Annotated in this window: 22 protein-coding genes and 1 pseudogene; 15 read left to right on the plus strand and 8 right to left on the minus strand. The window is 57.8% G+C overall.

The features are described from left to right. The gene (locus AVI_RS13900) at window positions 1–627 is read right to left on the minus strand and encodes a TetR/AcrR family transcriptional regulator (RefSeq protein ID WP_015916938.1); all 627 of its coding nucleotides are present in this window, start codon (window positions 625–627) and stop codon (window positions 1–3) included. A 317-nt stretch (window positions 628–944) separates the two neighbouring features. Between AVI_RS13900 and AVI_RS13905 the strand changes: the two genes are divergently transcribed. The 6 genes and pseudogenes from AVI_RS13905 to sciP all read left to right on the plus strand — a co-directional run bounded on the left by AVI_RS13905 (window position 945) and on the right by sciP (window position 7177). After that, complete coding sequence (locus tag AVI_RS13905) at window positions 945–2150, plus strand: multidrug effflux MFS transporter (RefSeq protein ID WP_015916939.1); 1206 nt, start codon at window positions 945–947, stop codon at window positions 2148–2150. 520 nt (window positions 2151–2670) lie between these two features. Then, window positions 2671–3258, plus strand: a pseudogene (cysC, locus tag AVI_RS13915) (adenylyl-sulfate kinase); the annotation flags it as partial. A gap of 73 nt (window positions 3259–3331) precedes the next feature. Continuing rightward, complete coding sequence (cysQ, locus tag AVI_RS13920) at window positions 3332–4114, plus strand: 3'(2'),5'-bisphosphate nucleotidase CysQ (RefSeq protein WP_015916941.1); 783 nt, start codon at window positions 3332–3334, stop codon at window positions 4112–4114. Between the two features lie 229 nt (window positions 4115–4343). Beyond that, window positions 4344–5381, plus strand: coding sequence for a DUF2793 domain-containing protein (locus AVI_RS13925; RefSeq protein WP_041697017.1), 1038 nt, complete (start codon window positions 4344–4346; stop codon window positions 5379–5381). 288 nt (window positions 5382–5669) lie between these two features. Continuing rightward, window positions 5670–6350: a sugar transferase gene (locus tag AVI_RS13930; protein WP_015916943.1), complete on the plus strand. Its 681-nt coding sequence runs from the start codon at window positions 5670–5672 to the stop codon at window positions 6348–6350. Between the two features lie 551 nt (window positions 6351–6901). After that, window positions 6902–7177 (plus strand): CtrA inhibitor SciP, encoded by a 276-nt coding sequence (sciP, locus tag AVI_RS13935; RefSeq protein ID WP_015916944.1) that lies wholly within the window; start codon window positions 6902–6904, stop codon window positions 7175–7177. 751 nt (window positions 7178–7928) lie between these two features. Here the strand turns inward: sciP and AVI_RS13940 are convergent. Beyond that, window positions 7929–8279 (minus strand): hypothetical protein, encoded by a 351-nt coding sequence (locus AVI_RS13940; protein ID WP_015916945.1) that lies wholly within the window; start codon window positions 8277–8279, stop codon window positions 7929–7931. A gap of 445 nt (window positions 8280–8724) precedes the next feature. On the opposite strand from AVI_RS13940, the gene ctrA reads away from it, so the two are divergent. Continuing rightward, window positions 8725–9426 carry a response regulator transcription factor CtrA gene (gene ctrA, locus AVI_RS13945; RefSeq protein WP_015916946.1) on the plus strand — a complete coding sequence of 234 codons (702 nt, stop codon included), beginning with the start codon at window positions 8725–8727 and terminating at the stop codon, window positions 9424–9426. Between the two features lie 244 nt (window positions 9427–9670). On the opposite strand, the gene AVI_RS13950 is transcribed toward ctrA, so the two are convergent. After that, window positions 9671–10030, minus strand: a complete 360-nt coding sequence (locus tag AVI_RS13950; RefSeq protein ID WP_015916947.1) for a response regulator — start codon at window positions 10028–10030, stop codon at window positions 9671–9673. A 286-nt stretch (window positions 10031–10316) separates the two neighbouring features. Next, window positions 10317–10967, minus strand: a complete 651-nt coding sequence (gene chpT, locus AVI_RS13955; RefSeq protein ID WP_015916948.1) for a histidine phosphotransferase ChpT — start codon at window positions 10965–10967, stop codon at window positions 10317–10319. A 179-nt stretch (window positions 10968–11146) separates the two neighbouring features. Here chpT and AVI_RS13960 point away from each other — a divergent pair, with 179 nt between their 5' ends. From AVI_RS13960 to AVI_RS13970, 3 genes are all read left to right on the plus strand, one after another. Continuing rightward, entirely contained in the window at window positions 11147–11734 is a 588-nt protein-coding gene (locus AVI_RS13960) for a DUF1134 domain-containing protein (protein ID WP_015916949.1), read from the plus strand. 163 nt (window positions 11735–11897) lie between these two features. Further along, window positions 11898–12620 (plus strand): hypothetical protein, encoded by a 723-nt coding sequence (locus AVI_RS13965; RefSeq protein ID WP_015916950.1) that lies wholly within the window; start codon window positions 11898–11900, stop codon window positions 12618–12620. Next, a complete protein-coding gene (locus tag AVI_RS13970) occupies window positions 12617–12925 on the plus strand; it encodes a hypothetical protein (RefSeq protein ID WP_015916951.1) in 309 nt (102 codons plus the stop codon). Before AVI_RS13965 ends, AVI_RS13970 begins: the two co-directional genes overlap by 4 nt. 57 nt (window positions 12926–12982) lie before the next feature. Here AVI_RS13970 and AVI_RS13975 read toward each other — a convergent pair whose 3' ends face one another. Next, window positions 12983–13822 carry a TrmH family RNA methyltransferase gene (locus AVI_RS13975; protein ID WP_015916952.1) on the minus strand — a complete coding sequence of 280 codons (840 nt, stop codon included), beginning with the start codon at window positions 13820–13822 and terminating at the stop codon, window positions 12983–12985. A gap of 12 nt (window positions 13823–13834) precedes the next feature. Continuing rightward, window positions 13835–14215: a hypothetical protein gene (locus tag AVI_RS13980; RefSeq protein WP_015916953.1), complete on the minus strand. Its 381-nt coding sequence runs from the start codon at window positions 14213–14215 to the stop codon at window positions 13835–13837. 80 nt (window positions 14216–14295) lie between these two features. Here AVI_RS13980 and AVI_RS13985 point away from each other — a divergent pair, with 80 nt between their 5' ends. The 4 genes from AVI_RS13985 (at window position 14296) to AVI_RS14000 (ending at window position 18529) form a co-directional block, all read left to right on the plus strand. Continuing rightward, entirely contained in the window at window positions 14296–15324 is a 1029-nt protein-coding gene (locus AVI_RS13985; protein WP_015916954.1) for an RluA family pseudouridine synthase, read from the plus strand. A 36-nt stretch (window positions 15325–15360) separates the two neighbouring features. After that, on the plus strand, window positions 15361–16644 hold the full coding sequence (locus AVI_RS13990) for an NAD(P)/FAD-dependent oxidoreductase (protein ID WP_015916955.1): 1284 nt from the start codon (window positions 15361–15363) through the stop codon (window positions 16642–16644). 142 nt (window positions 16645–16786) lie between these two features. Beyond that, entirely contained in the window at window positions 16787–17689 is a 903-nt protein-coding gene (gene rpoH / locus AVI_RS13995) for an RNA polymerase sigma factor RpoH (protein WP_015916956.1), read from the plus strand. A gap of 258 nt (window positions 17690–17947) precedes the next feature. Next, complete coding sequence (locus AVI_RS14000) at window positions 17948–18529, plus strand: Imm42 family immunity protein (RefSeq protein ID WP_015916957.1); 582 nt, start codon at window positions 17948–17950, stop codon at window positions 18527–18529. 57 nt (window positions 18530–18586) lie between these two features. Here AVI_RS14000 and AVI_RS14005 read toward each other — a convergent pair whose 3' ends face one another. Continuing rightward, on the minus strand, window positions 18587–19861 hold the full coding sequence (locus AVI_RS14005; RefSeq protein ID WP_015916958.1) for an arsenic transporter: 1275 nt from the start codon (window positions 19859–19861) through the stop codon (window positions 18587–18589). Window positions 19862–20035: 174 nt separating this feature from the next. On the opposite strand from AVI_RS14005, the gene AVI_RS14010 reads away from it, so the two are divergent. Further along, window positions 20036–21331 (plus strand): MFS transporter, encoded by a 1296-nt coding sequence (locus AVI_RS14010; RefSeq protein WP_015916959.1) that lies wholly within the window; start codon window positions 20036–20038, stop codon window positions 21329–21331. Window positions 21332–21471: 140 nt separating this feature from the next. On the opposite strand, the gene AVI_RS14015 is transcribed toward AVI_RS14010, so the two are convergent. Further along, window positions 21472–23619 (minus strand): hypothetical protein, encoded by a 2148-nt coding sequence (locus AVI_RS14015; protein ID WP_015916960.1) that lies wholly within the window; start codon window positions 23617–23619, stop codon window positions 21472–21474. Window positions 23620–23669: the final 50 nt, after the last annotated feature.

Raw genomic sequence — 23669 nt, forward strand, 5'->3', positions numbered from 1 at the left:
TTACGAAGGCATCAGCAGCCGCAGCGCCAGGTCGACACGCATGCGGATCTCGCTGTCAAGATCCTCTGCCTGCTTGCCGAACATCAGAACCTTCGTCTGTAACGGCCCCAGAACCGCCCCGACAAAGATGTCGGCAATATCGCGGCGATCAACCGCCTCGCATGCGCTGCCCGCGACGTGGAAATCTAGCTCCTGCGCCAGAAAGGCTCGAAAATTCTCGACACAATCCTCGTAAAACTGCCGGGTCAGGCCGGGATGCTTGCCCGCTTCGGCAATGATCAGCCGGGTCACCAGAATCTGGCGTGGCGACAGGACGAACCGCGCCAAAGCCTCGAGCGCCAGCCGCACTCTCTCACGCGGGTCCGCCGTTTGCCCACGCTGGCCGCCGATTTCGATCTGCAACTGATCATGAGACTGGATCAGCGCCGTGAACAAGCAGCGCTTATCGGGAAAGAACCGGTAGACGGTCTTTTTCGCCATGCCAGCCAGACGCGCCACCTCCTCCATGGTCGCATCGCCAAAGCCCATAGTGTCAAACACCACTTCGGCAGCCTTGAGAATACGCTCACGCCGCTCCTCATCCGGCATGACCGGCAGACGCATGACCATTCGCTGCTGTTCGGACATCGGTCTTCTCACACTTTCGACTTGACAAACGGAAACGAAAGCGTTTCCTGATCGTCGGGAGGAAACGACAACGTTTCCATGCTTACCGCATAATTAATCCTTCCGAAATGGTAAAAGATCAATTCTGCGGGATTCAAACATCTAGACGACTGCGCACACAACGAACCAAAGGCGAGCTGCTGCATGATTTTCTGAACCGCGACGGTTCAGGGTAAAAATCATGCAGCAGCGCAAATGCGTCAAGGGAAATGCATGGTGCTTCATGTGCAGCGCGGCAAAGATGTATGGCGGGCATGGTCAGATTCAGGAATTTGAAAATGAACCGAAAAACCCTCTTCCTAGCCATCTCGATCGGCATGATCTGTGCCATCGGGCCGCTCGCAACAGATATGTATCTGGGCGCCATGCCGCTGATGGCCACGAGCTTATCGACCACGGCCGCGACGATCCAGCTGTCCGTCATGACGTTCTTTTCCGGCTTCACCATCGGGCAAATGTTCTACGGACCGATTTCAGACAGGACCGGCCGTAAGCCGATAATTTATGTGGCATTGGCGATCTTCTGCCTGTCCTCGTTCGGCTGCCTGACCGCATCGACCGGCGAGCAATTGCTGGTATGGCGCTTCATGCAGGGCGTGGGCGGCTCGATTGGCATGGTCATCGGAACAGCCATCATCCGCGACACGCATACCGGCCCGGCAGCCACAAAGCTGATGTCCATGGTGATGCTGGTCATCGGCGTCGCCCCGATCCTCGCACCCTTTGCTGGCAGCCTCATTCTGAAAATAGCCAATTGGCAGATGATTTTTGTATTGCTCGGCTGCTATGCGGCGCTGTGCTTCGTGGTCGTTGCGCTCTGGCTTCCCGAAACCCGGTTGCCGGCCGACCGCGCTTCCAGTAAGCCCAGCCGCGCCCTCATCACCTATGGCGGCTTGCTGATCAGCCGCAATTTCATCCCCTATGCGGGCACCATGGCGCTCGTCCAGGGCGGATTCTTCGCCTATATCGCCGGGTCGTCTTTCATGCTGATGACGGTCTATGGGCTTTCGGCCATCAGTTACTCGATTATCTTCAGCACCAACGCAATCGGCCTTGGTATCGGCACGCAAATCTGCAACCGGTTTGCCACACGTTTTGGTGTCAAGGCCGCGGTACGCGGCTCCGTGCTGCTCTATACGGTTATCGCCCTGATACTGGTCGCCACCCAGCTGACCGGCACCGATAGCCTGACGGTCACCTGCATTCTGATGTTTATTCTCGTCATGTCCATCGGCGGCATCATGCCGGGTTGCAACGTGCTGGCAATGGAAGCCCACGGCTCGATTGCCGGAACTGCCGCCGCCCTGGCGGGAGGCCTTTCCTTTGGTGCAGGCGCCCTGTCCAGTTTTGTCCTTGGATTGCTGGAAAACGGCACCGCCCTGCCTCTGGTCTGCGTCATGGCCGGTTGCGGTATCCTGGCCGTACTTGTCACCCAGGTATTTTTCGAGGATCGGCAAGAGACAACAGTTCCTGAAAAAGCCTGACGAGGATCGGGAATTCTGCTCGAATGGTGGCACGGTAACTCCCTACATCTGCTACATAATTCTCGGCTTAAGCCGATTCAGCTTTAAGGAATTATGCAGTAAAACGAGAGGGCAAGCATTGCCGCTTGCCCTTGACAGCTCCTGTTTATTCAATCCTATTGCAAGCTAAAAAGCTGTGCGCATGCATAGCGATGCTGCCCGCCTTTTGCGGTATCGATCACAGGGTTCTGTGGAAAGAAATACGAGGCGTCCATTGAAAATGACCTTTCGTATTTAACTTTCAAATGCCTCAAACCACTGATAAGTTTGAGGTATTTTACATTGATCAAATCCGGGAATGCGGTCCACATTGAAGATGCCTTCCTAAGAAATGGCAATAAAAGGCACTTTCATTCATCGATTCAATCGTTATAAACTAAACTTAAGCAGGCAGACGGCAGAAAAATAGGGCCATCGTTTCGAGGGGAAACGCCGAAAGATGATAGCAGCGCATGACACGAGGACAATCGTGACGTCACAGCAAAACATCGTCGTCCAGCAATTGCAGGTTCGCCGGGAGGCGCGCGCTATCATCAAACGCCAGCATCCCCGGGTGATCTGGCTGACGGGGCTTTCGGGTTCGGGAAAATCCACTGTGGCCAACGCCCTGGAAAGCCAACTGCACGGCCAAGGATACCACACCTATATTCTCGACGGCGACAATGTCCGCCACGGATTGAACCGCGATCTGGGCTTTTCCGATGCCGACAGGGTGGAAAATATCCGCCGGGTAGCAGAAGTCGCCAAGCTGATGGCGGATGCAGGCCTAATCGTGATCGTCTCATTCATCTCCCCCTTTCAGGCCGACCGCGACATGGCCCGCGCCTTGATGGCAGACGGTGAATTCATCGAAGTTTTCATCGATACGCCCTTGCAGGAATGCATGCGGCGCGATCCGAAAGGCCTTTATCGCCGGGCGCTGATGGGAGAGATCAAGCAGTTTACCGGGGTCAGTTCCAGTTACGAGGCGCCACAACATCCGGATATTCATTTGAAGACCACGCAGGCCACTCCAACGGAAATGGCCAACCAGGTGATTGGTTATCTCACCGAAATCGCACCTGCCTGATAGAAAACATGGACAAATAGAGTGGAAAAATTGAACACGTATCGTGTAGCCTGCGTTTTTTGAGGAACATGACGTGATTGATTTGTTTGAAAAGGCGGCAATAGCCGCTGGGCGCGATATTATGGACGTGTTCCACAATGGCCCAACGGTGCGCACCAAAAGCGATGCCTCTCCGGTGACCGAGGCCGATGAGCGGGCGGAAGCGATCATTCTTGCCGCCCTGGCTGCGCAGTTTCCCGCTATTCCCGTTGTGGCCGAGGAAGCCGTTGCCGCTGGCAATATTCCTCAGACCAGGGGCCAGCCCTTCATTCTGGTCGATCCGCTTGACGGCACCAAGGAATTCATTCGCAAAAGCTCCGATTTCACGGTCAATATCGCGCTGATCGAGGCCGGTGTTCCGGTCATGGGCATCGTCTATGCTCCGGCGCGCGGCCAAGCCTATATTGGCGACCGTAATGGCGCCCTCAAGATCGAGATCGATGCCAATTTCCAACCGGTCTCGCGACAGTCCATCACGGTCCGTACTCCTTCGGGTACGTTGATTGCAGTGGCCAGCCGCGCGCATAGCGGCCCGGAAACCGAGGAATTCCTGGTAACCCACGCCATAACAGATACCCGTTCCGTCGGTTCCTCGCTAAAATTCTGCCTTGTGGCGGAAGGTGCGGCCGATGTCTATCCACGCTTCGGCCGAACGATGGAATGGGATACAGCCGCAGGCGACGCCGTGCTGCGGGCCGCGGGTGGCATGACAGTCGGACCAGACGGTGCACCGCTGCTCTACGGTAAACGCGATCAGCTGGATGACAGCGACTTCGCCAATCCCTCCTTCATCGCCTGGGGTGACAGACAGGCCTGAGCCTTCAGCATTCCCCGGTGAACGCGAAACCGGGAATTGCCTGAAAAATCATATCTCTCCTGCCGGTCTTATCCACGGTCAAACGCCCTCGCCGATAATGGCGCGAGCCCTGGAGCCTGGCCTACCGATTCCATCGGCTCAGCTAGGCTCCGGATTTTGACAGGATGCGATCTCCGGCCCGGTCTTGCGTGCCAACCGGATATCGCTCCACATTGATGGAGACGACACCATGGCAGACAATAGTCCACGCCTCGATTTGCCTTATATCCTGCCCTCCCAGGCCCAGAAACATGTCACCCATAACGAAGCGCTGCTGGTTCTCGATGCAGTAACGCAGCTTGTGATTGAGGGCACTTTTACCACGCCACCTACCTCCCCTGCCGCTGGTACCTGTTACTGGGTTGCCGCCACCGCGACGGATGCCTGGGCCGGCAAGGAAGCGCATATCGCCGCCTGGCAGGATGATAGCTGGGCTTTCCTGGCACCCGCCGACGGTTGGCGCGCTTATGTCCGTGCGACAGGCCGATTGCAGACCTATGACGGCACGGCCTGGCAGGATCTTGCCCTGCCCGACACGGCCACCTTTTCCCGGCTTGGTATCAATGCCACGGCTGATGATACCAACCGGCTGGCAGTGTCGAGCGATGCCGTGCTTTTCAATCATGCCGGTGGCGACAACAGGTTCAAACTCAACAAGGCGGGCGAAAGCAATACAGCAACGCTGCTTTACCAATCCAATTGGCAAGGCCGCGCCGAAATGGGGCTGGCCGGGTCGGACCAGTTCAGCATCAAAGTCTGCAATGACAGTGGCAGTTGGACCACCGCCTTGCTGATTAGCGGCGACGGAACCGTCACCCAGCCCGCAAGACCCGCCGCCAGGGCCGAACTGACCAGCCCGTCCCTTGCGGTTTCCGGCGGCATGGTCACCGGCTTTAACGGGCTGGCCATCAGTCAGGGCAATGTGCTGCTTGCCACCGCGACGGCAAGCGGCAATGGCCAGAGCCTGAAAGTGCCAGTCGCCGGGCTGTACCTGATCACTGTCACCCTCTCCACAACAGCTACCAACACCTATACCACTACCGTAGTGGATAGCGCCCAGACGAGCCTCGCAAAGATGACTGTCGGCACCACCGCCGCCGCTACAGAGACCCATGCGACAGCCCTGATCACGCTGGAGGCCGGAGCGGAAATCAGCCTTTTGCATAATGGCACGGCCACATTTTCCACCACCGGTGCGGGTGTAAAATTTTCGATATTTCTAATATGATGCACACTATCGTCGTCAAAGTGGCGTAGCAAAATGGCAACAATGTTCCGAATTGAGAAAATAGACCCAAGAAGAAACATTTTCTTCAGAAGGTTAACCATTCATTAAGTTTGTTCATGACGAGCGCCCTATTTGGGACTACATAAGCCACAAGAACTTTAGTCGGGAACAAATGGCGGTGCGGGAGCAGAGGAAATACACTCGGCTCGCATCTGCACGCAACCAAGAATCTGGAACAGTCGACACCGGTATAATCGGCTCGGCTGCTCCAGGAGGGACGAGGCTGGAATGGGTGTACCGCATGCACAGCAAGGCCTTCAGGCACGTCGCATCAACCGACGACGGACACGCCTTTCAAGACATCGGATTCATCTGATTGCAAAACGAAGCCTCGACATCCTGATCTCGATCAGTGCATTGACGGTCTTGCTGCCGTTTCTCCTATCGGTCGCAGCACTGATCAAACTCACCTCCCCCGGCCCGGTCCTGTTTCGGCAGATCCGCTGGGGCCGCGACCAGCAGAAAATCCGCATCTACAAATTCCGCACCATGTATGCTGCGGAATGTGACGATAGCGGCGTGCGGCAAACCACCGAAAACGACCCCCGTATCACTGTCGTCGGTGCGGTCCTGCGGCGCACCAATATCGACGAACTTCCACAATTACTGAATGTGTTGAAGGGCGACATGTCGCTGGTCGGGCCACGCTGCCACGCGATCGGCATGTTGGCCGCCGGCATGCCCTACGAGGATCTGGTTAGCGACTATCATCACCGTCATCAGGTCAAGCCCGGTCTGACCGGCCTTGCCCAGATGCGTGGCCTGCGTGGACCAACCGGTTCCGCCGCCAAAGCCCGCGCCCGGATCGCCGCCGATCTGTTTTATGTGGATAATTTTTCGTTCTGGCTCGATATCAAGATCATTCTCGGCACCATCCATTCCGAACTGACTTGCGGCAAAGGCTTTTAAAGAGAATGGCCTCACCTGATCTGGCCGAAATTATCCGATAAAAACACCGCCAACTGTGAGCGGGACTGCAAATTCTTTCCATATTCGACAAATTTGTCTCGAAAAAACGCAAGTTCACGACCCCCGCCCAGCGGCCAAGTCCGTCCAAACGGTCTCCTGATGCCTTTGATTCGCACAGCGCGCTGCCAAAATTCAAATCTTGTCAAGTCAGAACAACTGAGTGATCACAAATTATTAAATCCAAACCGTAGGATTTCATCGAAATCAAGATTTACACAAATTTTTTTGAGTAAAAATAGATCTCTGCTGATAGTTTAACGGCAATAAAGTTTGCGATAAACCCCATATATACATAGAATTTATGCATTCTCACTTACGCTCGGCTTGTCAGAGTGTCGTCTTCATCAGAAAACGCCGTTTCTACGTGACATCAGCAGCCTTGGCCAAGTCCCTAAAATTCTTATCAAATTGTTACCCGGTGCTTAGGTAATTTTTAAAGGTGCGGCGTTAGATTTCTGGTCTGTGGTCTTGAGTTTGTATTAGAGAGTCCAATGACCGAAACGATACGCCCGCGAGTTAAATATGTTATCGGCCCTGACGGCAGTCCGTTGACAATTGCCGACCTGCCGCCAGCAAATACCCGTCGCTGGGTCATCCGCCGCAAGGCAGAGGTTGTGGCTGCCGTGCGCGGTGGCCTGTTGAGCCTTGAAGAAGCGTGTGAGCGCTATACGCTGACCGTTGAGGAATTCCTGTCATGGCAGGCCTCCATCAACGACCATGGCTTGCAGGGCCTCAGAACGACCCGTATCCAGCAATACCGTCATTAAAATCAGACGGGGCCTGGGATTGGGGCCGGGCCTGAAGACGAAGGCTCGAAGAGGTCGACCACACCTCGCCTCGCCAGATGCCGCCTTGCCAGATCCTGCCTTGAAGGAATTGCAAATATCTCAGATGCCTCAGGGTATTTGAGATATTTGCAAAGCCCTACGATCAGCCATTTTCAAGATCGCTTTGATTAATGCACCAGCGGAGCTACGGCGTATACGCTGAGCAAAGTGCCTCTGGGCCCGGACGCGTGACGCCTCCGCGACAACACCAGGCAACCGACTGGCACGACGTCCGACCGATTGTCGTGAGAGATTTGATTTTTCGATTTCCACTCCGCCGAATGTGCCCCAGGCAAATCCCTTAAGCTTTTTTCAGCCTTCAGTTAACCCAGACGCCTTCCCAGTCACCACAGGACGTTGGGATGTGAATGGTTTTCACCGGAAGCTGCTGTCCCCTCACCTATCACAGATGTCGGCTTCATAGGGGATCGGTCCGGATATTGGACCGAACCGTGGACCGTGTGGGGAACTCCGATGCAAAACGCTGATTATCGCAGCGGGCGAGCGAAGGTTTTTTGCATGATGCCGCCGTGGGTATCCTTAATCGGGCAAATAGCTGAAAAAATAAATATCATATGGTCGCGGATGAAAAGGCCGTTCCATTCCATGTGAACGGCCAGGCAATGAAACCATCATCGAGCAGGTCCCATTCCCTGCCTGCCTTTGTCATCTACGATCAGGATCTTCGCCGTTAAGCACGAGCCCGCTGCTGACTGTCGCGCTCTTCCAACGCAGCTGCCTTGGCATGTTCAGCCTCGGCCAGTTCCAGTGACAGTTCCGCGGCATCTTGCTGAACCTTCAGCTCGCGAATCGAATCCTGCAGGTTATCGGCACGCTGGCGGGCGGCCTTTGCAAAAGTCGGATAGGCGAAATGCGAAGCATCCGTGATGCCCGCCTTTTTTTCTTCCAGAGAAATCTGATTCTCCAGTTCCTTGGCCATACGTTCAAATTCAGACATCATTAACTGCAATTGTTGCAGCTGCCGACGCTTCTCGGTAACCTGAAATGCCTTCAGGCGAACTAGGCTGTCACGCGACTTCATACGCAATACTCCCGTGATGCGAGACATCCCGCCGTCACTCTGTTTTGACATCGCCCGCTGACATTTAAACGAATCACCGCGAAAAAATCTCACGGCGTTAACAAAAAACTACCTTTGGTAACCTTTCGTTTACGGGCATCGTTAATGATAAGGGAGATCTTTTAAAGGTCGGTAAATGCCCGGGTCCAAAATGCAGGACAATGACAATGATGAGTCAATTGAATCGCTTAAGGGGTTTTCTTCCCTTTTCGATTCATCTGTGGCGATGAGAAAATGACATATGAATCAGGAGGCTAGGCATTATGCTTAATAAATTCGTTACACCTTGCCAGAGTGAATCAGAATTTGTTAACCATTTGGTGGCAGCCTTCAAATCAGGCAACGACTGGATCCGTATCGCGTAGTGGGCCATTCAGACCTTTCGGCGGCGGTAAAGGGGATAATTATGCGGGTTCTACTCATCGAAGACGACAGCGCCACAGCGCAGAGCATCGAACTGATGCTCAAGTCCGAAAGTTTTAACGTCTACACCACCGATCTCGGTGAGGAAGGCGTCGACCTCGGGAAACTATACGACTACGACATCATCCTGCTGGACCTCAATCTTCCCGACATGTCGGGTTACGAGGTTTTGAGAACGCTTCGCCTGTCCAAGGTCAAGACACCTATCCTCATCCTGTCCGGCATGGCCGGCATTGAGGACAAGGTTCGCGGTCTCGGCTTCGGCGCTGACGATTACATGACAAAGCCGTTCCACAAGGACGAGCTTGTTGCCCGCATCCATGCGATCGTTCGTCGTTCCAAGGGCCATGCCCAGTCGATCATCATCACCGGCGAACTGATCGTCAATCTCGACGCCAAAACCGTCGAAGTTGGTGGCCAGCGCGTTCACCTGACCGGCAAGGAATACCAGATGCTGGAGCTGCTTTCGCTCCGCAAGGGTACCACGCTGACCAAGGAAATGTTCCTTAACCATCTCTATGGTGGCATGGACGAGCCGGAACTGAAAATCATCGACGTGTTCATCTGCAAGCTTCGCAAGAAGCTGGCCAATGCCGCCGGTGGTGCAAACTATATCGAAACCGTCTGGGGCCGTGGCTATGTGCTGCGCGAACCTGACAGTGCCGAATATATGGAAACGGCCTGACACCGGTTTGTCGTTACAACGGGGCGTTATTCGTAACGCCTCGCCGTAAATCCCCACCAGTGCCACTCCCGCGCGAGATCGTATGATCTCAAAAAAGTCCCTGCATTGCCGGGACTTTTTTGCGTTGAAGAAAATGGATTGCTGTGACCCCCGACAACGGGGACAGACGATGCATTGAGAGAATCGGACCGAACGTTAACAACCGATTTTCGGATAAATCCGCCATGTCTGGAATGATTCGGGATCAGGCGGCTTCGCGGTCACTGAACACTTCGGTCAGTGTTTTCCGGTCGAAGGGCTTCAGCAGGAAGTCGCTGGCTCCGGCCCGTTTGCCTTGCATCATGTGTTTCAGGTCGGCTTCGATGACGCAATAGAAGATCCGCACCGTTTTGCCCTCCGGCATGGCCCGGATATTGGTGATCAGTCCAAGCGCGCCTTCCAGACCCGAATCAACGATGATTACATGCGGTAATTGTGCTTCGCAAGCCAGCATCGCCTCGCGCGCCGTGGATGCTTCCGTCACTCCAAAACCCAGTTCGGACAGAATTTTACGGCCAACCTTACGAACGATATCTGACGAGTCAGCAATGATCAGGTTCTTCATGCCGATCCCCTTTCGATGCCCATGGACCTTGCTTAAACATCAAAAAGATTAAGCAACTTTCCAAAAGAGCAAGCGGCGCGCCCCGTGCACCGCGTCTTTACCCATTGTCGCCGCAGCCCGCGGTCTGACTTTGCCCATATTTCAAACCCCCAATGGATTTGAGATATCTGCGCTATCTTTATGGTAAATCCAGAATACTAAGGAAACATTACCCGTATCTGGTGGGGACGGAATGCGGCGCCCGAAGCCTGAGACACCGGGCGCCGTCGAGCATCTTTATGCGTGATCAGCCGGCAGCAACTGATTCGGCGGTGAAGGTAATTTCGCCTTCGCCGATGCTGTATTTCAGCTCCATCGATGATTCGTCGGCCAGCAACACGGTGTAATAGGGCTGGATAGAATGGGCATCGACAGCTTCTTCCATCTGGCCATTGCAGATTTCGGCGAATTTCGGCGGCACACGCAGCATGCGGCCCTTGGCGACGATGGTAAATTTCGCGTCATATTCCGGATTTTCCAGCGTCACATCCAGCGAGCCGCCGCGCGGAATGGCGCCGTAGGCCACCAGCATCAGGTTCATCAGCAGTTTGACCCGGTTCTTGGCGATAATGGCGCGCGGGCCGTTCCAGGTAATTTCGGTTTTCTTTTCGGCGGCAGCGAAATCCTTGACGGCTTTCTCGGCCTCGCCGGTATCGATCGACGCTCCGACCGAGCCCGAGGCCCCAAATGCCAGTCGGGCAAATTTCAACCGAACCGAAGCATTCAGCGCGCTGGTGCGAATCAGGTCCATGGCATCGGCATCCGCCCCGCCTTCATCCAGCAGTTCCAGCCCGTTATTGATGGCGCCTACCGGCGAAATGACATCATGGCAGACGCGGCTGCACAGCAAGGCTGCCAGATCGGGTCCGGCCAGCGTTAGGTTCACGTTCTTGAGCATCGAATTCTCCTCGACGGCAAAGTCTGTTATCGGCTGAGAGGCATAGCTGCCCCATCAAGCCGCATGATGTCGACGCCATAATGACACCATATTTGGTAAACCCATTGTTAATACGAAGTCATCAAGATGGAACTCCGGTCTCATCAGAGCCGATTCTATTCATATCCGAGGAGGAAGCGATGCGCTTTTCCATCATTCGGGACCTGTTCAGGACCTGGATTGTAACGGCTGGCGTGGTTGCGGCAAGTGTTGTTTCGCAGCCCGCGACTGCAATGGCGCAGGGCGATCAATATACCATGCAGGAAGTGGTCGATGCCGGCCACTCCTTCTTCGGCTCGACCAGCGGCGCGCTGGCCAAGGTGATCGAGAAGGCGTTCGGGCAATATGGCCTACCCAATGGCTATATTCTTGGCCAGGAAGGCTCCGGCGCGTTTATTGCTGGCCTCACCTATGGCGAAGGCACGCTCTATACCAAGAATGCCGGTCAGCACCCCGTCTTCTGGCAGGGGCCGTCGCTCGGCATCGATTACGGTGGCAACGGCAGCCGCACGATGATGCTGGTTTATAACCTGCCCGCCGTCGGCAGCCTCTACAGCCGGTTTGGCGGTGTCAGCGGCTCGGCCTATGTGGTGGCCGGCGTCGGCATGACGGCGCTGAAGAACAACAATATGGTTCTGGTCCCGATCCGCACCGGCGTCGGGGCAAGGCTTGGCGTCAATGTCGGCTATCTGAAGCTGACTCAATCCTCCACCTGGAACCCCTTCTGACCTCCACCGGCTTGGTTGATGTCAAGTCGGTCCATCGCCCGCAACTGCTGTTGTCGAACATGAACAGGCTAAGATGGAATGGCATAGGGTTTTGGTTTACAGAATGCGCATCTGGACCGTCATCTGACACTTTGGGAACCGCTCTAACGGATATGGCACCGCCGTGATCGAATACGCCCTGCTCTTTGCATTGGGATTTGCCGCCGCAGCGCTTCTGGCGGCGTTGATCAGCCCTGCCATCCATGGCCGCATCGTTGCCTATACAGAACGGCGTCTGCGGGCCACCGCCCCTCTTGGCCCGGAAGAAGTCCGTGCCCAGAAGGATATGGTCCGCGCCGTTTATGCCGCCGAAAATGCGAAACTGTCCTATGACCTCCGGCGCGAGCGGGAGTATTTCGTCTCCGTCAAAGCCGCCGCCGATCAGGCCCAGGCGGAAGCGATCCGCGCGCTTGGAGCAGAAGATGCTCTGAAGGAGCAGATCCACGCCATGAGCAATGAGGCAGGAGCATTGCGCGTAGAATTGCGCCAGAACCAGGCTCAGATGGAACAGCTGAAAGCCACGCTACAGCGCCACGAAGCGATGGTCGCCAGCCGCGATCTCGACATCGAAGCGCTAACCGTCAAGCTGGCCCGCCTGGAGGCGGACCTGGCTGCCCGCAATCGGGAAACCGCCAGCCACAAGCACCAGACAGAAGACCTGCAACTGCGCCTCCAGGATTTGCGCACCGAACGCGAGACATTGCGCGACGAGGCCAAGGCCGCCGCCAGCCGCGCCCAAAAGGCAGAGCAACGGCTTCTCCAGGAGGAAGACAAGGTGCTGCGGCTGGAAGAGCGGCTGGAACGCCTGCAAAAGACCGAAACCCCTGTGCAACAGGTCGCCAAATGAGCGAAAGCCGCCCGGACATGCAGCACCCCACGCCCGAAGCACTCGAAACGCTTGCCGACGACTTGCGCCAGCGCAGCGAAGCGCTCAATTCCCGGCTGCTTGCTGGCGATGGTGTCGAGGAAGACTTGGCCCTGCGCGCGCAAATCGCCGAAATCGCCGCCGGGATGATCGTGTTCACCGCCCGCAAGGAAGGCGAAGCATCGCCGATTCCGGCCCTGCTGGCACACCCTGTCCCCAGCGCCGATGCGCCGCAACCGCTGCTGGAACGGATCAGGGCGGTAGCGCCGGATCTTCTGAACGATTGAGCCTATTGCCTCGCAGAACAGGATGGCGCAGCCAGATGAGGGGCCACCGCCACGCCTCTACCCCAATTTACCCAGCGCCCGCGCCGCGCTGTGCAGCGCGATGCCGCTGGCGGTGCCGAGATTGAGGCTGTCGAGTTGTGGTGATTGGGCGATCCGCACGGTCATGAACCGGGCAAGCACGTCTGCGGGCAGGCCCTCGCCTTCTGTGCCCACCACCAGCGCCAGCCTTTGCTGGCCTCCGAGACCAGAGGCGATATCGCCGATTTCAGTGGTCCCGGAAGGCGTCAACGCCGCCACCAGAAAGCCAGCGGCATCCAGCGCCGACAACAGCGCAATGGCGCTGTGTTCACGCGCATAAGGCATGGTCAGCACCGAGCCGACCGAAACCCGCAGCGCCTTGCGATAGAGCGGGTCGCAACTGGTCTCATCCAGCAGCACCGCATCGGCACAGAAGCCGGTGGCATTGCGAAACATCGCGCCGACATTGTCATGATTGGAAATGCCGCAGCCAACCAGAACCAGGGCGCGTTGCGGCAAGCTGGCAATCAGCTGCGTGGCATCGGGCGCGGTCAGACGGCTGCCCAGCGCCAGCACGCCGCGATGCAGGTGAAAGCCAGCGATTGCATCCAGCACGGCAGCGCTTGCCACATAGACCGGCAGATCGTCCGGCCATTGGTCAAGAAGCGGCTGGAGACCCGCCACCCGGTTTTCCAACAGCAGCAGGGCCTCGGCGCAAATACCCCGCCCAGCCAGATGCGCCGCCAGCAACATACGCAGCACCACCGTGCCTTCTGCAATGAACCGGCCCTCGCGCCCGGTCAGGTCGCGCTCGCGGATATTGCTAAAAGCAGCGATGCGCGGATCCTGCGGATCGGTGATGGTGACGAACTGGACCATGCGTTTGAAGGCCTATTGCGTGATCGCGACATCCGCGATCATCCGGCCCACCGACAGGTCAAACACATACGCCTTGGACTGGCCTTCGGCTGTGGTGCCGTAAAACAGAATCTGCGTGCCTGACAGTGCCGTGGACGTCACCTTGAAGCCAGCAGGCAGGCGCGCAGCCAGTGCCAAGGGCTGGTCGGAAGGGATGGTAAGGCCACCGGCCTGCGTCTTTTCCGGCGTAGGCGCGTGTTTGACCTTGTAGACAACGGCGGCCAACACCGCCATAAGGCTGACAAACATGATGGCCGCCGAGACGAGTTGCAAACGCACCATCTTGCGGCGAACTTTTTCGAGCACCGGATCGAGCGGCTTGTCTTTCTGTTCGTCGGTCTCGACTTGGCTCATGAAACTTAAACCTTTCCCTGATGGAGCTGCTCTGCCGCCCATTGGGCCTCGGCCACAAGGGCCGAAAGACAGGATGCGCTATGACAGACCCCTTTAAACAAGCAGGCGAGCCAAGGAAAGAGCTGATTGCCGGTGAGGACGCCGAAGGCCGTCTGGATGCCTGGCTGGCGGCAAGCCTGGGCGGCGACCTGTCGCGCAACCGGGTGAAAGCCCTGATCGAACAGGGTGCGGTCTTCGTCAATGGCACAGCCGTTACCGAGCCGAAGCGCAAGATCAAGCCCGGCGACCAGCTGGTGATCGCCATGCCGGAGCCGGAAGACCCCGAACCCAAGGGCGAGGATATTCCACTCACCGTGCTCTACGAGGACAAGGACCTGATCGTGCTGTCAAAGCCCGCCGGTCTGGTGGTGCATCCGGGTGCTGGCAACTGGACCGGCACGCTGGTCAATGCGCTGATCCACCATTGCGGCGACAGTCTCTCCGGCATTGGCGGGGTGAAGCGTCCCGGCATCGTCCACCGGCTGGATAAGGAAACCTCCGGCGTCATGGTTGTCGCCAAGAATGACATCGCCCACCGGCATCTGGCCGACCAGTTTGCCGACCATGGCCGCAGCGGCCCGCTGGAACGGGCCTATCAAGCACTCGTCTGGGGCCGTCCGCGGGGGCTGCGCGGCACGATTGACGCAGCCCTTGGCCGGGCTGGCGACCGCACCAAGCGCACCGTCAAGCGTGAGGATACCGATGACGCCCGCGAAGCCATCACCCATTACCAGGTGATGGAGCGTTATGGTGAAAAGCCGGATGCTACCTGCCTCGCCTCGCTGGTCGAATGCCGGCTGGAAACCGGCCGCACCCACCAGATCCGGGTGCATATGGCCCATATCGGCCATCCGCTGATCGGTGATCCCGAATATGGCGCGGCCTTCAAAACCAAGGCCAACCTGCTACCAGACGCGGCCAAGGCCATCGTCACTAACTTCCACCGCCAGGCCCTGCATGCCTATCTTCTGGCGTTCGAACACCCGACCACCGGCGACGTCATGCACTTCGCAGCGCCCATCCCTGACGACATGGAAACAATTATCCGGGCGCTGCGCGATATCGCATGAACCCTTTGCCCCGTTAAACGTTAGCGCAGGTCCGACATGGCTGCGCAGCCGTTGCGCGCCGGACAGGCAAACGGGGCAAGGGCGATTATGGATACCAAGCAAGCAGTCGGAAAATCGCGCGATCTGCACGATGGCAAGTCCTTCTGGGCTGCGACACCGAATATTGTGGTTGAGAGCCGCGATACCCCCGCGCGCACCGATTACGATGTGATCATCATCGGTGCCGGGATAAGCGGCGCCCTGATGGCGCAGGCGCTGGCAGCGGATGGCCGCCATATTCTGGTGGTGGACCGGCGTGAACCCGTCCGGGGCAGCACACTGGCCAGCACGGCGATGATCCAGCATGAAATCGATATTTCACTATCGCAATTATCCAAAGCGATCGGGGCCAAGAAGGCCATGCGTGCCTGGAGGCGCTCGGCAGCCTCCGTTAATAGCCTGGGGGAGCGCGTCGCCAGCCTTGGACTTTCCTGCCAGTTCCAGCAGCGCAGCAGCCTTTTCCTGGCGGGCGATGAGATGGGCCACCGTGCCCTCACCGCTGAAACGGAGCTGCGCCGTGAAGCGCAATTAGACGCCGAGTATCTGAGCGGCGCGCAAGTGAAGGAGCTTTACGGCATCGAGCGCACGGGCGCGATCCTCTCCCCCTGCTCCGCCAGCGCCAATCCGGCCCAGATGACGGCTGGCCTGCTGAAGGCTGCCCAGCAAGGCGGCGTGGAAGTCGTCTCACCGCTGGCGATTACCGCCATCCGGGAAACCCGCGATGGGGTAATGGTGGCAACAGCTGACGGTACATTGCTCTGTGCGGCGGACCTTATCGCCTGCACGGGCTATGAATATCTGAAGATGATGGAAAGCCCCCTGCATCAGGTGATTTCCACCTGGGCCATCGCCTCCGAACCGAACGCCCAAAGGCCGGACTGGCTGGACGACCATCTGGTCTGGGAGGCCTCCGAACCCTATCTCTATTTCCGCTCCACACCCGATGGCCGGATCATTGCTGGTGGCGAAGACGAGGACGATCCGCTCGCCCACCAGGACCCGGTCAAGGCGCGGCGCAAATTCGAGACGATCCGGCAAAAACTGAAGGATCTGGCCGGGATTGAGATGGACCACATCGCCTATGGCTGGTCTGCGCCGTTCGGCACGACACGGGATGGGCTGCCGATCATCGACCGCGTCCCCGGCACCAGCCATGTGCATGTGGTGATGGGGTTTGGCGGCAATGGCATCACGTTTTCGACCATTGCGTCGGAGATTGTCTCGGCCCGGATTGCCGGTCGCAAGGATGCTGATGAGGATTTGTTCCGATTCCGCTCGTAAATCAATCGTGACCGGCGTGGTGCGCTTGAATCGCGGCCATGCCACACTTATCTGACATAGGATTTCGTGCGGGATGAGGAAATCCGCATGTTGGAGCTTGCCCGTTTGGCATTGGGAAGCTCATGGATAAAGGGGGTGCTTTATGGCCCGCAATAGCTTGCCTTCGATTACCGCCGGTGAAGGCGGACTGAACCGATACCTGGATGAGATCCGCAAGTTCCCAATGCTGGAACCCCAGGTGGAATATATGCTGGCCAAGCGCTATGCCGAGCATGGCGACCGCGATGCCGCGCACCGGCTTGTCACCAGCCATTTGCGTCTCGTGGCGAAGATTGCCATGGGTTATCGCGGCTACGGCCTGCCGATTGGCGAAGTCGTCTCTGAGGGCAATGTCGGCCTGATGCAGGCTGTCAAAAAATTCGATCCCGAACGCGGCTTCCGGCTTGCTACCTATGCAATGTGGTGGATCAAGGCCTCGATTCAGGAATATATCCTGCGCTCCTGGTCGCTGGTGAAAATGGGCACGACCGCCAACCAGAAGCGGCTGTTCTTCAACCTGCGCCGCCTGAAGGGCAAGATCCAGGCCATCGAGGAAGGCGACCTGAAGCCGGACCAAGTCACGGAGATCGCCACCAAGCTGAAGGTCAGCGAGGAGGAAGTGATTTCCATGAACCGCCGCCTGTCGGGCGATGCCTCGCTGAACGCGCCGATCCGCGCCAGCGAAGGTGAATCCGGCCAGTGGCAGGATTGGCTGGTGGACGATCATGACAGCCAGGAAGACACGCTGATCGAGCAAGATGAGCTGGAAACCCGGCGCAACATGCTGTCGCGCGCCATGGGCGTGCTGAACGACCGCGAACGCCGCATCTTCGCCGCCCGCCGCCTGGCCGAAGAGCCGGTGACGCTGGAAGAACTGTCATCCGAGTTCGACATCAGCCGCGAACGTGTGCGCCAGATCGAAGTGCGCGCTTTTGAAAAGGTTCAGGATGCTGTCCAGAAGGACGCACTGGAACAGGCCAAGGCGTTGCGCGTCGTCGAGTCCTGACGCCAGCGCCAATTAAAACAAAATGCCTTATGGCCTGCCCTTACAGTCTGTTCAAGAATTGCTGCTGGTCTGGCGAAAATGGTGATTTTGAGAACCGGAACGGAGCGTACTTAACGTACGTGAGTACCGGAAGCGCAGAAATTGCCATTTGCAGACGGCCAGCGGTGATTATTGGACGGACTGTTAGGCACGGTTGTCAAAGTCGCGCTGCGCAGGTTTGTTCGGTTCGTGATGAGGCCGAGACGACGAGGTTAATGGATGATTGTAGGTGATTGCCGCGTTTTTGCGATCGAAAGCGACATCACCGATGCAATGGAAAGCCCTTCCCAATTGGCGTTGGGTTTCTTTGTCATTCACGTTGGCGGACGAATATTCGGAGTGAGGCAGCCTGACGCATCCTTGCTTGGATGCTCTTTCAACGAGATAGAACATAGGTTGCAGCGGCGCGGAATGCATGTGTTTGATAGGCTAGCCGATGTTAAGGCCGCCGACGTTACTGTTGCTTACCTTGATGCTCTTTATCGAGATCGTCCGCGAACGGATTACTTCGGGCTTTCGCAGCACCAGTTCGTCAATACCTTACACTCGAGTGGTTCAATATGGGCTCCCGATGGAGATGAGGCATTTGATGACGGAAGCCATATCTTGCAGTTCGACATGGGAAGCCGTGTGCGCATCATTGCCTTCTCGAATACAGAATCGCCTGACGACTTATCCGACACGGTCAGAGAGGAATGGATGGATGCCGATCTTTTCTACGCCATTGTTTCTGGTTGGAAAACACTATTCACAGCGGACCGATCATCTCGGCTGAAAGCCAAAAGCCTTTCGATGGCTTGACGTTGACGACGACATTCCAAAATCAGCAGAACTTGATTCTGAGAAAATCCCTGCCAATCATGCCACCAGAACCAGCGCCAACAGCGACAGGACCAAGGCCGGGATCATCACGACAGCGCCGATTTTCAGAAATTCCAGCGCGCCCATATGCAGGCCTTCGCGCCTGAGCGCCGATAGCCAGAGAATGGTGGCAAGCGAACCGGTCACCGACAGATTGGGGCCAAGATCGACCCCGATCAGCATAGCACCGGAAACAGTGCTGCCGACATGGGCGCCCTGCACCGTGGCACCGGCCACCAGACCGGCTGGAAGATTGTTGACGAGGTTGGAGAGGAAGCCGACCAGCAGGCCTGCCCCCATGGCCGCAGCCTTGGCATCGGCTGCGGCGGCCTCGGATAAATAACGGGCAAGCAGCACCGTCAGCCCGGTCTTGTCCAGCGCTTCGACCAGCACGAACAGGCCCGCCACCAGCGGCAGCACGCTCCAGGACATGCCCTTCAGCGTCTCCCCCGGTCCCTGCCCGCTCAAGGCCAGCACCAGCACAGTGGTGAGCACCCCGGCAATAAAGGTCGGCAGGCCAAGGTCCAACCCCAGCGCCGACGCCGCCATCAGCACGACAGCCGTCAGGATAAGGCCCCAGCCGGCCAGCTTGGCACTGTGGGAGAGATGCGGCGTCTCAACCTGCTGATCCATTACCTCGGCGTGGATGGCGCGTCGCTGGCTCCAATAGAGCATGGCGAAGGTGACGACGATGGCCACCAGTGAGGGCAGCGCAAATGTGGCAAGCCAGGTGGAGAGTGGCGGCATTTCGCCACCACCGAAAATCACCAGATTGGCCGGATTGGAAATCGGCAGCACAAAACTCGCCGCATTGGCGATAAAGGCGCAAATCAGCAGATAGGGCATCGGGTTCTTAAGCCTGGCCGCCTTGGTTGCCGCGTAGACCGCAGGGGTCAGCACCACTGCCGTCGCGTCGTTGGAGAGAAAGGCAGTGACCAAGACGCCGACACCATAGAGCAGCACGAACAGCCTGAGCGGCGACCCCTTGGCCCTTTGCGTCGCCAGCGCCGCCAGCCAATCGAACAGACCTTCGCGCCGCGCCAGTTCCGACAAAAGCATCATGCCGATCAGGAACAGGTAGACATCATAACCCTTGGCGACACCGGCCCAGGCATCGTTGATGCCGATCGCGCCCAAGCCGATCGCACCCAGGCCCAGAAGCACGATGGCACCCAGCACAGCCCAGATCGCCTCCGGCCAGCCAAAGGGCCGGCTGATAACGCCCAGAACGGAAAGGGCGCAAACAGCCCAGGTCAGGTAAGTCGCGGTCATGAAACATCCGAAAAAGACGCGGCCGGAAGGAAGGCCAAGGAAAGGACTGGCAGGCAGACGCCGAGAACCGGCGGCAGATCAGATCTCCCATTTAGTCCAGGATACGCAAAGAGCAAGCGGCATGGAACAATTTTGCATTTGGCAAATTAACGAGGCGCCTGCCCCTGCCTATTCATGCTAAACTGCTGTTTTTTCAACCTTTCCGAAAGCGCGCCCGTGATCGCACAGTCCAAGATTGTCTCCGCGAGCCGCCGCTCGCTCATTGCCCTTGCCTTCCTCAACTTCTTTCTCGCCGATGCCCGTGACGGGCTGGGCCCGTTCCTTGATGGCTTCCTGGCAACCCATGGATGGTCGCCGATGACGCTGGGCATCATCGCCACGATGGGTGGCGTGCTCGGCATGGTGGTCACGCCCCTGTTTGGCGCGGTTGTCGATGCAAGCCCCTATAAGCGGACCCTGATCATCCTGCCGGTCACACTCGTCACAGCCGCCGCACTGTGGACGCTGGCGAGCCCCGACAATCTGGCAGTGTTCGGCGGACAATCGGCAACGGCCCTGGTGGGCGCGGTGATCGGCCCCGCCCTGATGGGGATGACACTGGGACTGGTCGGGGAAAGAGCTTTTTCCGACCAGGTCTCCCGCAATGAAGTCTGGAACCATACCGGCAATGTGTTTTCACTGGTCTGTATTTTCGTTCTCACCAGCTATTTCGGCCAGAACGGCGTTGTCTGGCTGATGATCGCCTCGGCGCTTGCCACCATCGCGGCGGTCCTGGCGATCCGGCCCCAGGAAATCGACCAGGACGTTGCCCGCGGGCTGAGTCATAAGGACAGATCGGCTGAGGATGAGGACGACGCCGTAGCCCAGCCTTCGGGCTATTCCATGCTGGTGCATAGTCGCGGGCTGATCGTACTCGCCCTCATCCTGATGATTTTCCATTTCGGCAATGCGCCGATCAGCCGATTGATCGCCCAGAATTTCTCCATCCAGCTCGACAGTCCGTTCAAGACCACCGCCATCACAACAGGCGTCTCGCAACTGGCGATGATCGTCGTCGCCTGCGCCGCACCGTGGATGATTGCAAGGTTTGGACTGCGATCGGTGTTTTTTATCGCTTTGATGGCTCTGCCGATCCGGGGCATGATCGCTGGTAGCTTTTCCAGCTTCGCCGCCATCTATCCGGTACAGATCCTGGATGGCATCGGCGCTGGCCTGATCGGCATCGCCACGCCGATTGCCGCAGAGCGCATCCTGTCCGGCTCCGGCCGTTTCAACGTTGGCCTAGGGGCCGTCATGACCGTCCAGGGCATCGGTGCATCATCCAGCAATGTCGTCGCTGGCTGGCTCACGCAGGAAGGCGGCTATTCGCTCGCCTATTTCGTTCATGGTGGTATCGCTGCCCTGGCACTGCTGCTGTTCGTCTTCAATCATAAGCAGGTCGCACCGGAACTGCCGGAGCATAGGCGGTAGGGTGTTGGGACCGCTTAAAATTCATCAATAGAAATAGACAGGGCATATCCGTGTTTGCACGAAACACGGATATGCCCTGGTGACATCTCAGATCAGACGCTGCTCGGCTCAAGGCCGAGTTTAGTCGTCTGCGACAGTGATTACCCGCCGCTGCGATTGTTGCCGAGCGCCGCCCATTCCTTGATGACGCTATCGAAGATCGGCTTGCCAGCCACCCCCTTGTCGAGGGTAATCAGCGCGCGGCGGCCGTTGCGATAGGTGACGGGAATGTCGATCCAGTCACGGCTGCGCAACAGATCGACATTGCGGGCCACCACTTCGGCAAAATCGTTGAAGGCGATCATGAACGTGTCGTCGGTGATCTTGGCAGGCACCGCCACGATCGGGTCGCCGCGATCCTGCTCGCTGGTTTTCATGGCAACGCGCTGGACACTGTCTATGCCGCCGCCCTCAAAATTCTGCGGCACCGAGAAGACGATTTCCATCAGGTGGCTGGCGGGAAGCGAGCTGTCGGTATTGCGCTTGAAGGTAATCAGCGCTGTCAGCCCCCGCTCAGGGATCGTCAGCTTGCCTTGGATTTCCGGTTCCGGCTTGCCGCTGTCGCCCGTCTCACGTCGGGCTTCCCAGACAATATAGCCCTGCACGGTGGTCGGCGTCGTCTGGCCGAGACGCTCTTCGTAGAGATAGGCCTTCTGGCCATTTTCCGGCACGGTAAACGGCGCACCCTGCACAGGCGTGGTGGTGGCTGGTGCACTGGCCGCACCGCCAGACACTGGCGCTGCCGGATTGGCCCCGCCATTCTGCTGGGCCACCGAACGGCCCTCGCCGCTATTGGCCGCAGCGTTTGAGGCCCCCTCATCCACTTCCGTACCATCAGGCATCAGCTTCTGGGTGAATTTCTGCCCCGCAGCCCCGGCATCGCCGGTTGATGCCGGAACGGTCGCCGGCTTTCCGGCATCCGCGCTGCCCGTCTGCGAAGACGGTGCGGATGCTGGTGTAGAGTCCTTCGAGGCAAACAATCCTGTAACGGTCTGCTTCAACCCGGCGATGGCACCCGGCAGATTGTCACGATGAGCATAGGCGTAGTAGCCACCGCCGCCGATCAGCAGGATCAGCACACCAGTGATGATGTAAGGCGCGGTCCGGCGGGATTTCTTGGTACGCAGCCCAGCCTTCCTGTTGGCCTTTGCCAGCACGGCTGCCATGTCTTCCGAGGAATTGCTTCGGTCTGGCGCGGCGGCGCGCTGTTGCTTTTTAGCTGCCGCCGGTGGCACAGGCTGTGCAGCGACGAAATCATCGAACCAGGCAGGATCTTCGCCTGCCTTGCTGGCAGAAGCTCCGTTGCGAACGGCCTTTTCATCGTTTCCGGATTCCTGGCCGGCAGGCGTGCCGAAGCTGGTATTCTGATGCTTGTCGCTCCAGTCCAGAAGATCCTTCGGATCTTCATGACCAGCTTGCGAGAAGGAGCCACCCTGCGCCGCAGGCTGCTTGTTGTCGCGCACGAAAGCGTCGAAAGCGCCCAGCGCCTCGGCTTCATCGAACACCGGCTGGCGTGCCGGTGGAATGGAGGGGTAGACTGCGGGCTTTTCTGCCTCTTCCTGGCGCGACTGCGGCTGTGCTTCAAAGGAATGGACAGGTGCAAGCGGAGCTGGCGTCGGCTCCAAATGGCTTTCCAGCCATTCGTCCATCGAATGTTTCTGTGGCGCAGAAGGCTTTACGGCTGGCGCTGGGGCCGCGGGCGCAGAAGACACGGCTGGCAGGACAGGCTCTTCATTCTCCCAAATAGCAGGCGGAATGCGCGCCGGTTCTGGCTTATAAGACTCCGGTTCCGGTTCATAAACCGGCTCAGGATCTGGTTCAGGCACATAGACAGGTGCTGGGGCAGGCGCAGGAACATAAGCCGGCTCAGGCTCATGAACAGGTTCTGGCCGGTGCACGTATTCGGGCTCATGCGCCGGTTCCTCAACAGGCGCCGGTTCATGGTAAACGGGTTCTGGTTCCGGCTCAGGTTCATAAGCCGGTGCTGGTTCATAAACCGGCTCCGGCTCATAGACATCCTCTTCCACCGCAGGAAGAGCCTCTGCATAATCTGCCTCGACCTCGGCAATCGCGGCGTCGAGCTTGTCCAGCTGGCGGCGCAGCATGTCTTCCGACGGCTTGGGTGTCATATTGTCCAGCTGCCGCATCACTGCGCCACGAGCCTTCTCATACACCTTTACGCGCATTTCCGGGGTATTGTTCGACAGGCCATCAACGGCGCGCCGAATAACTGCTACGAAATCTGCCATCCGTACTTTCTCGTGATCACCGGCCCAGGCCGACAAGACAAATTAATTCA

Origin of the sequence: Allorhizobium ampelinum S4 (genome assembly GCF_000016285.1) — a bacterium.
GTDB classification, from domain to species: Bacteria; Pseudomonadota; Alphaproteobacteria; order Rhizobiales; family Rhizobiaceae; genus Allorhizobium; species Allorhizobium ampelinum.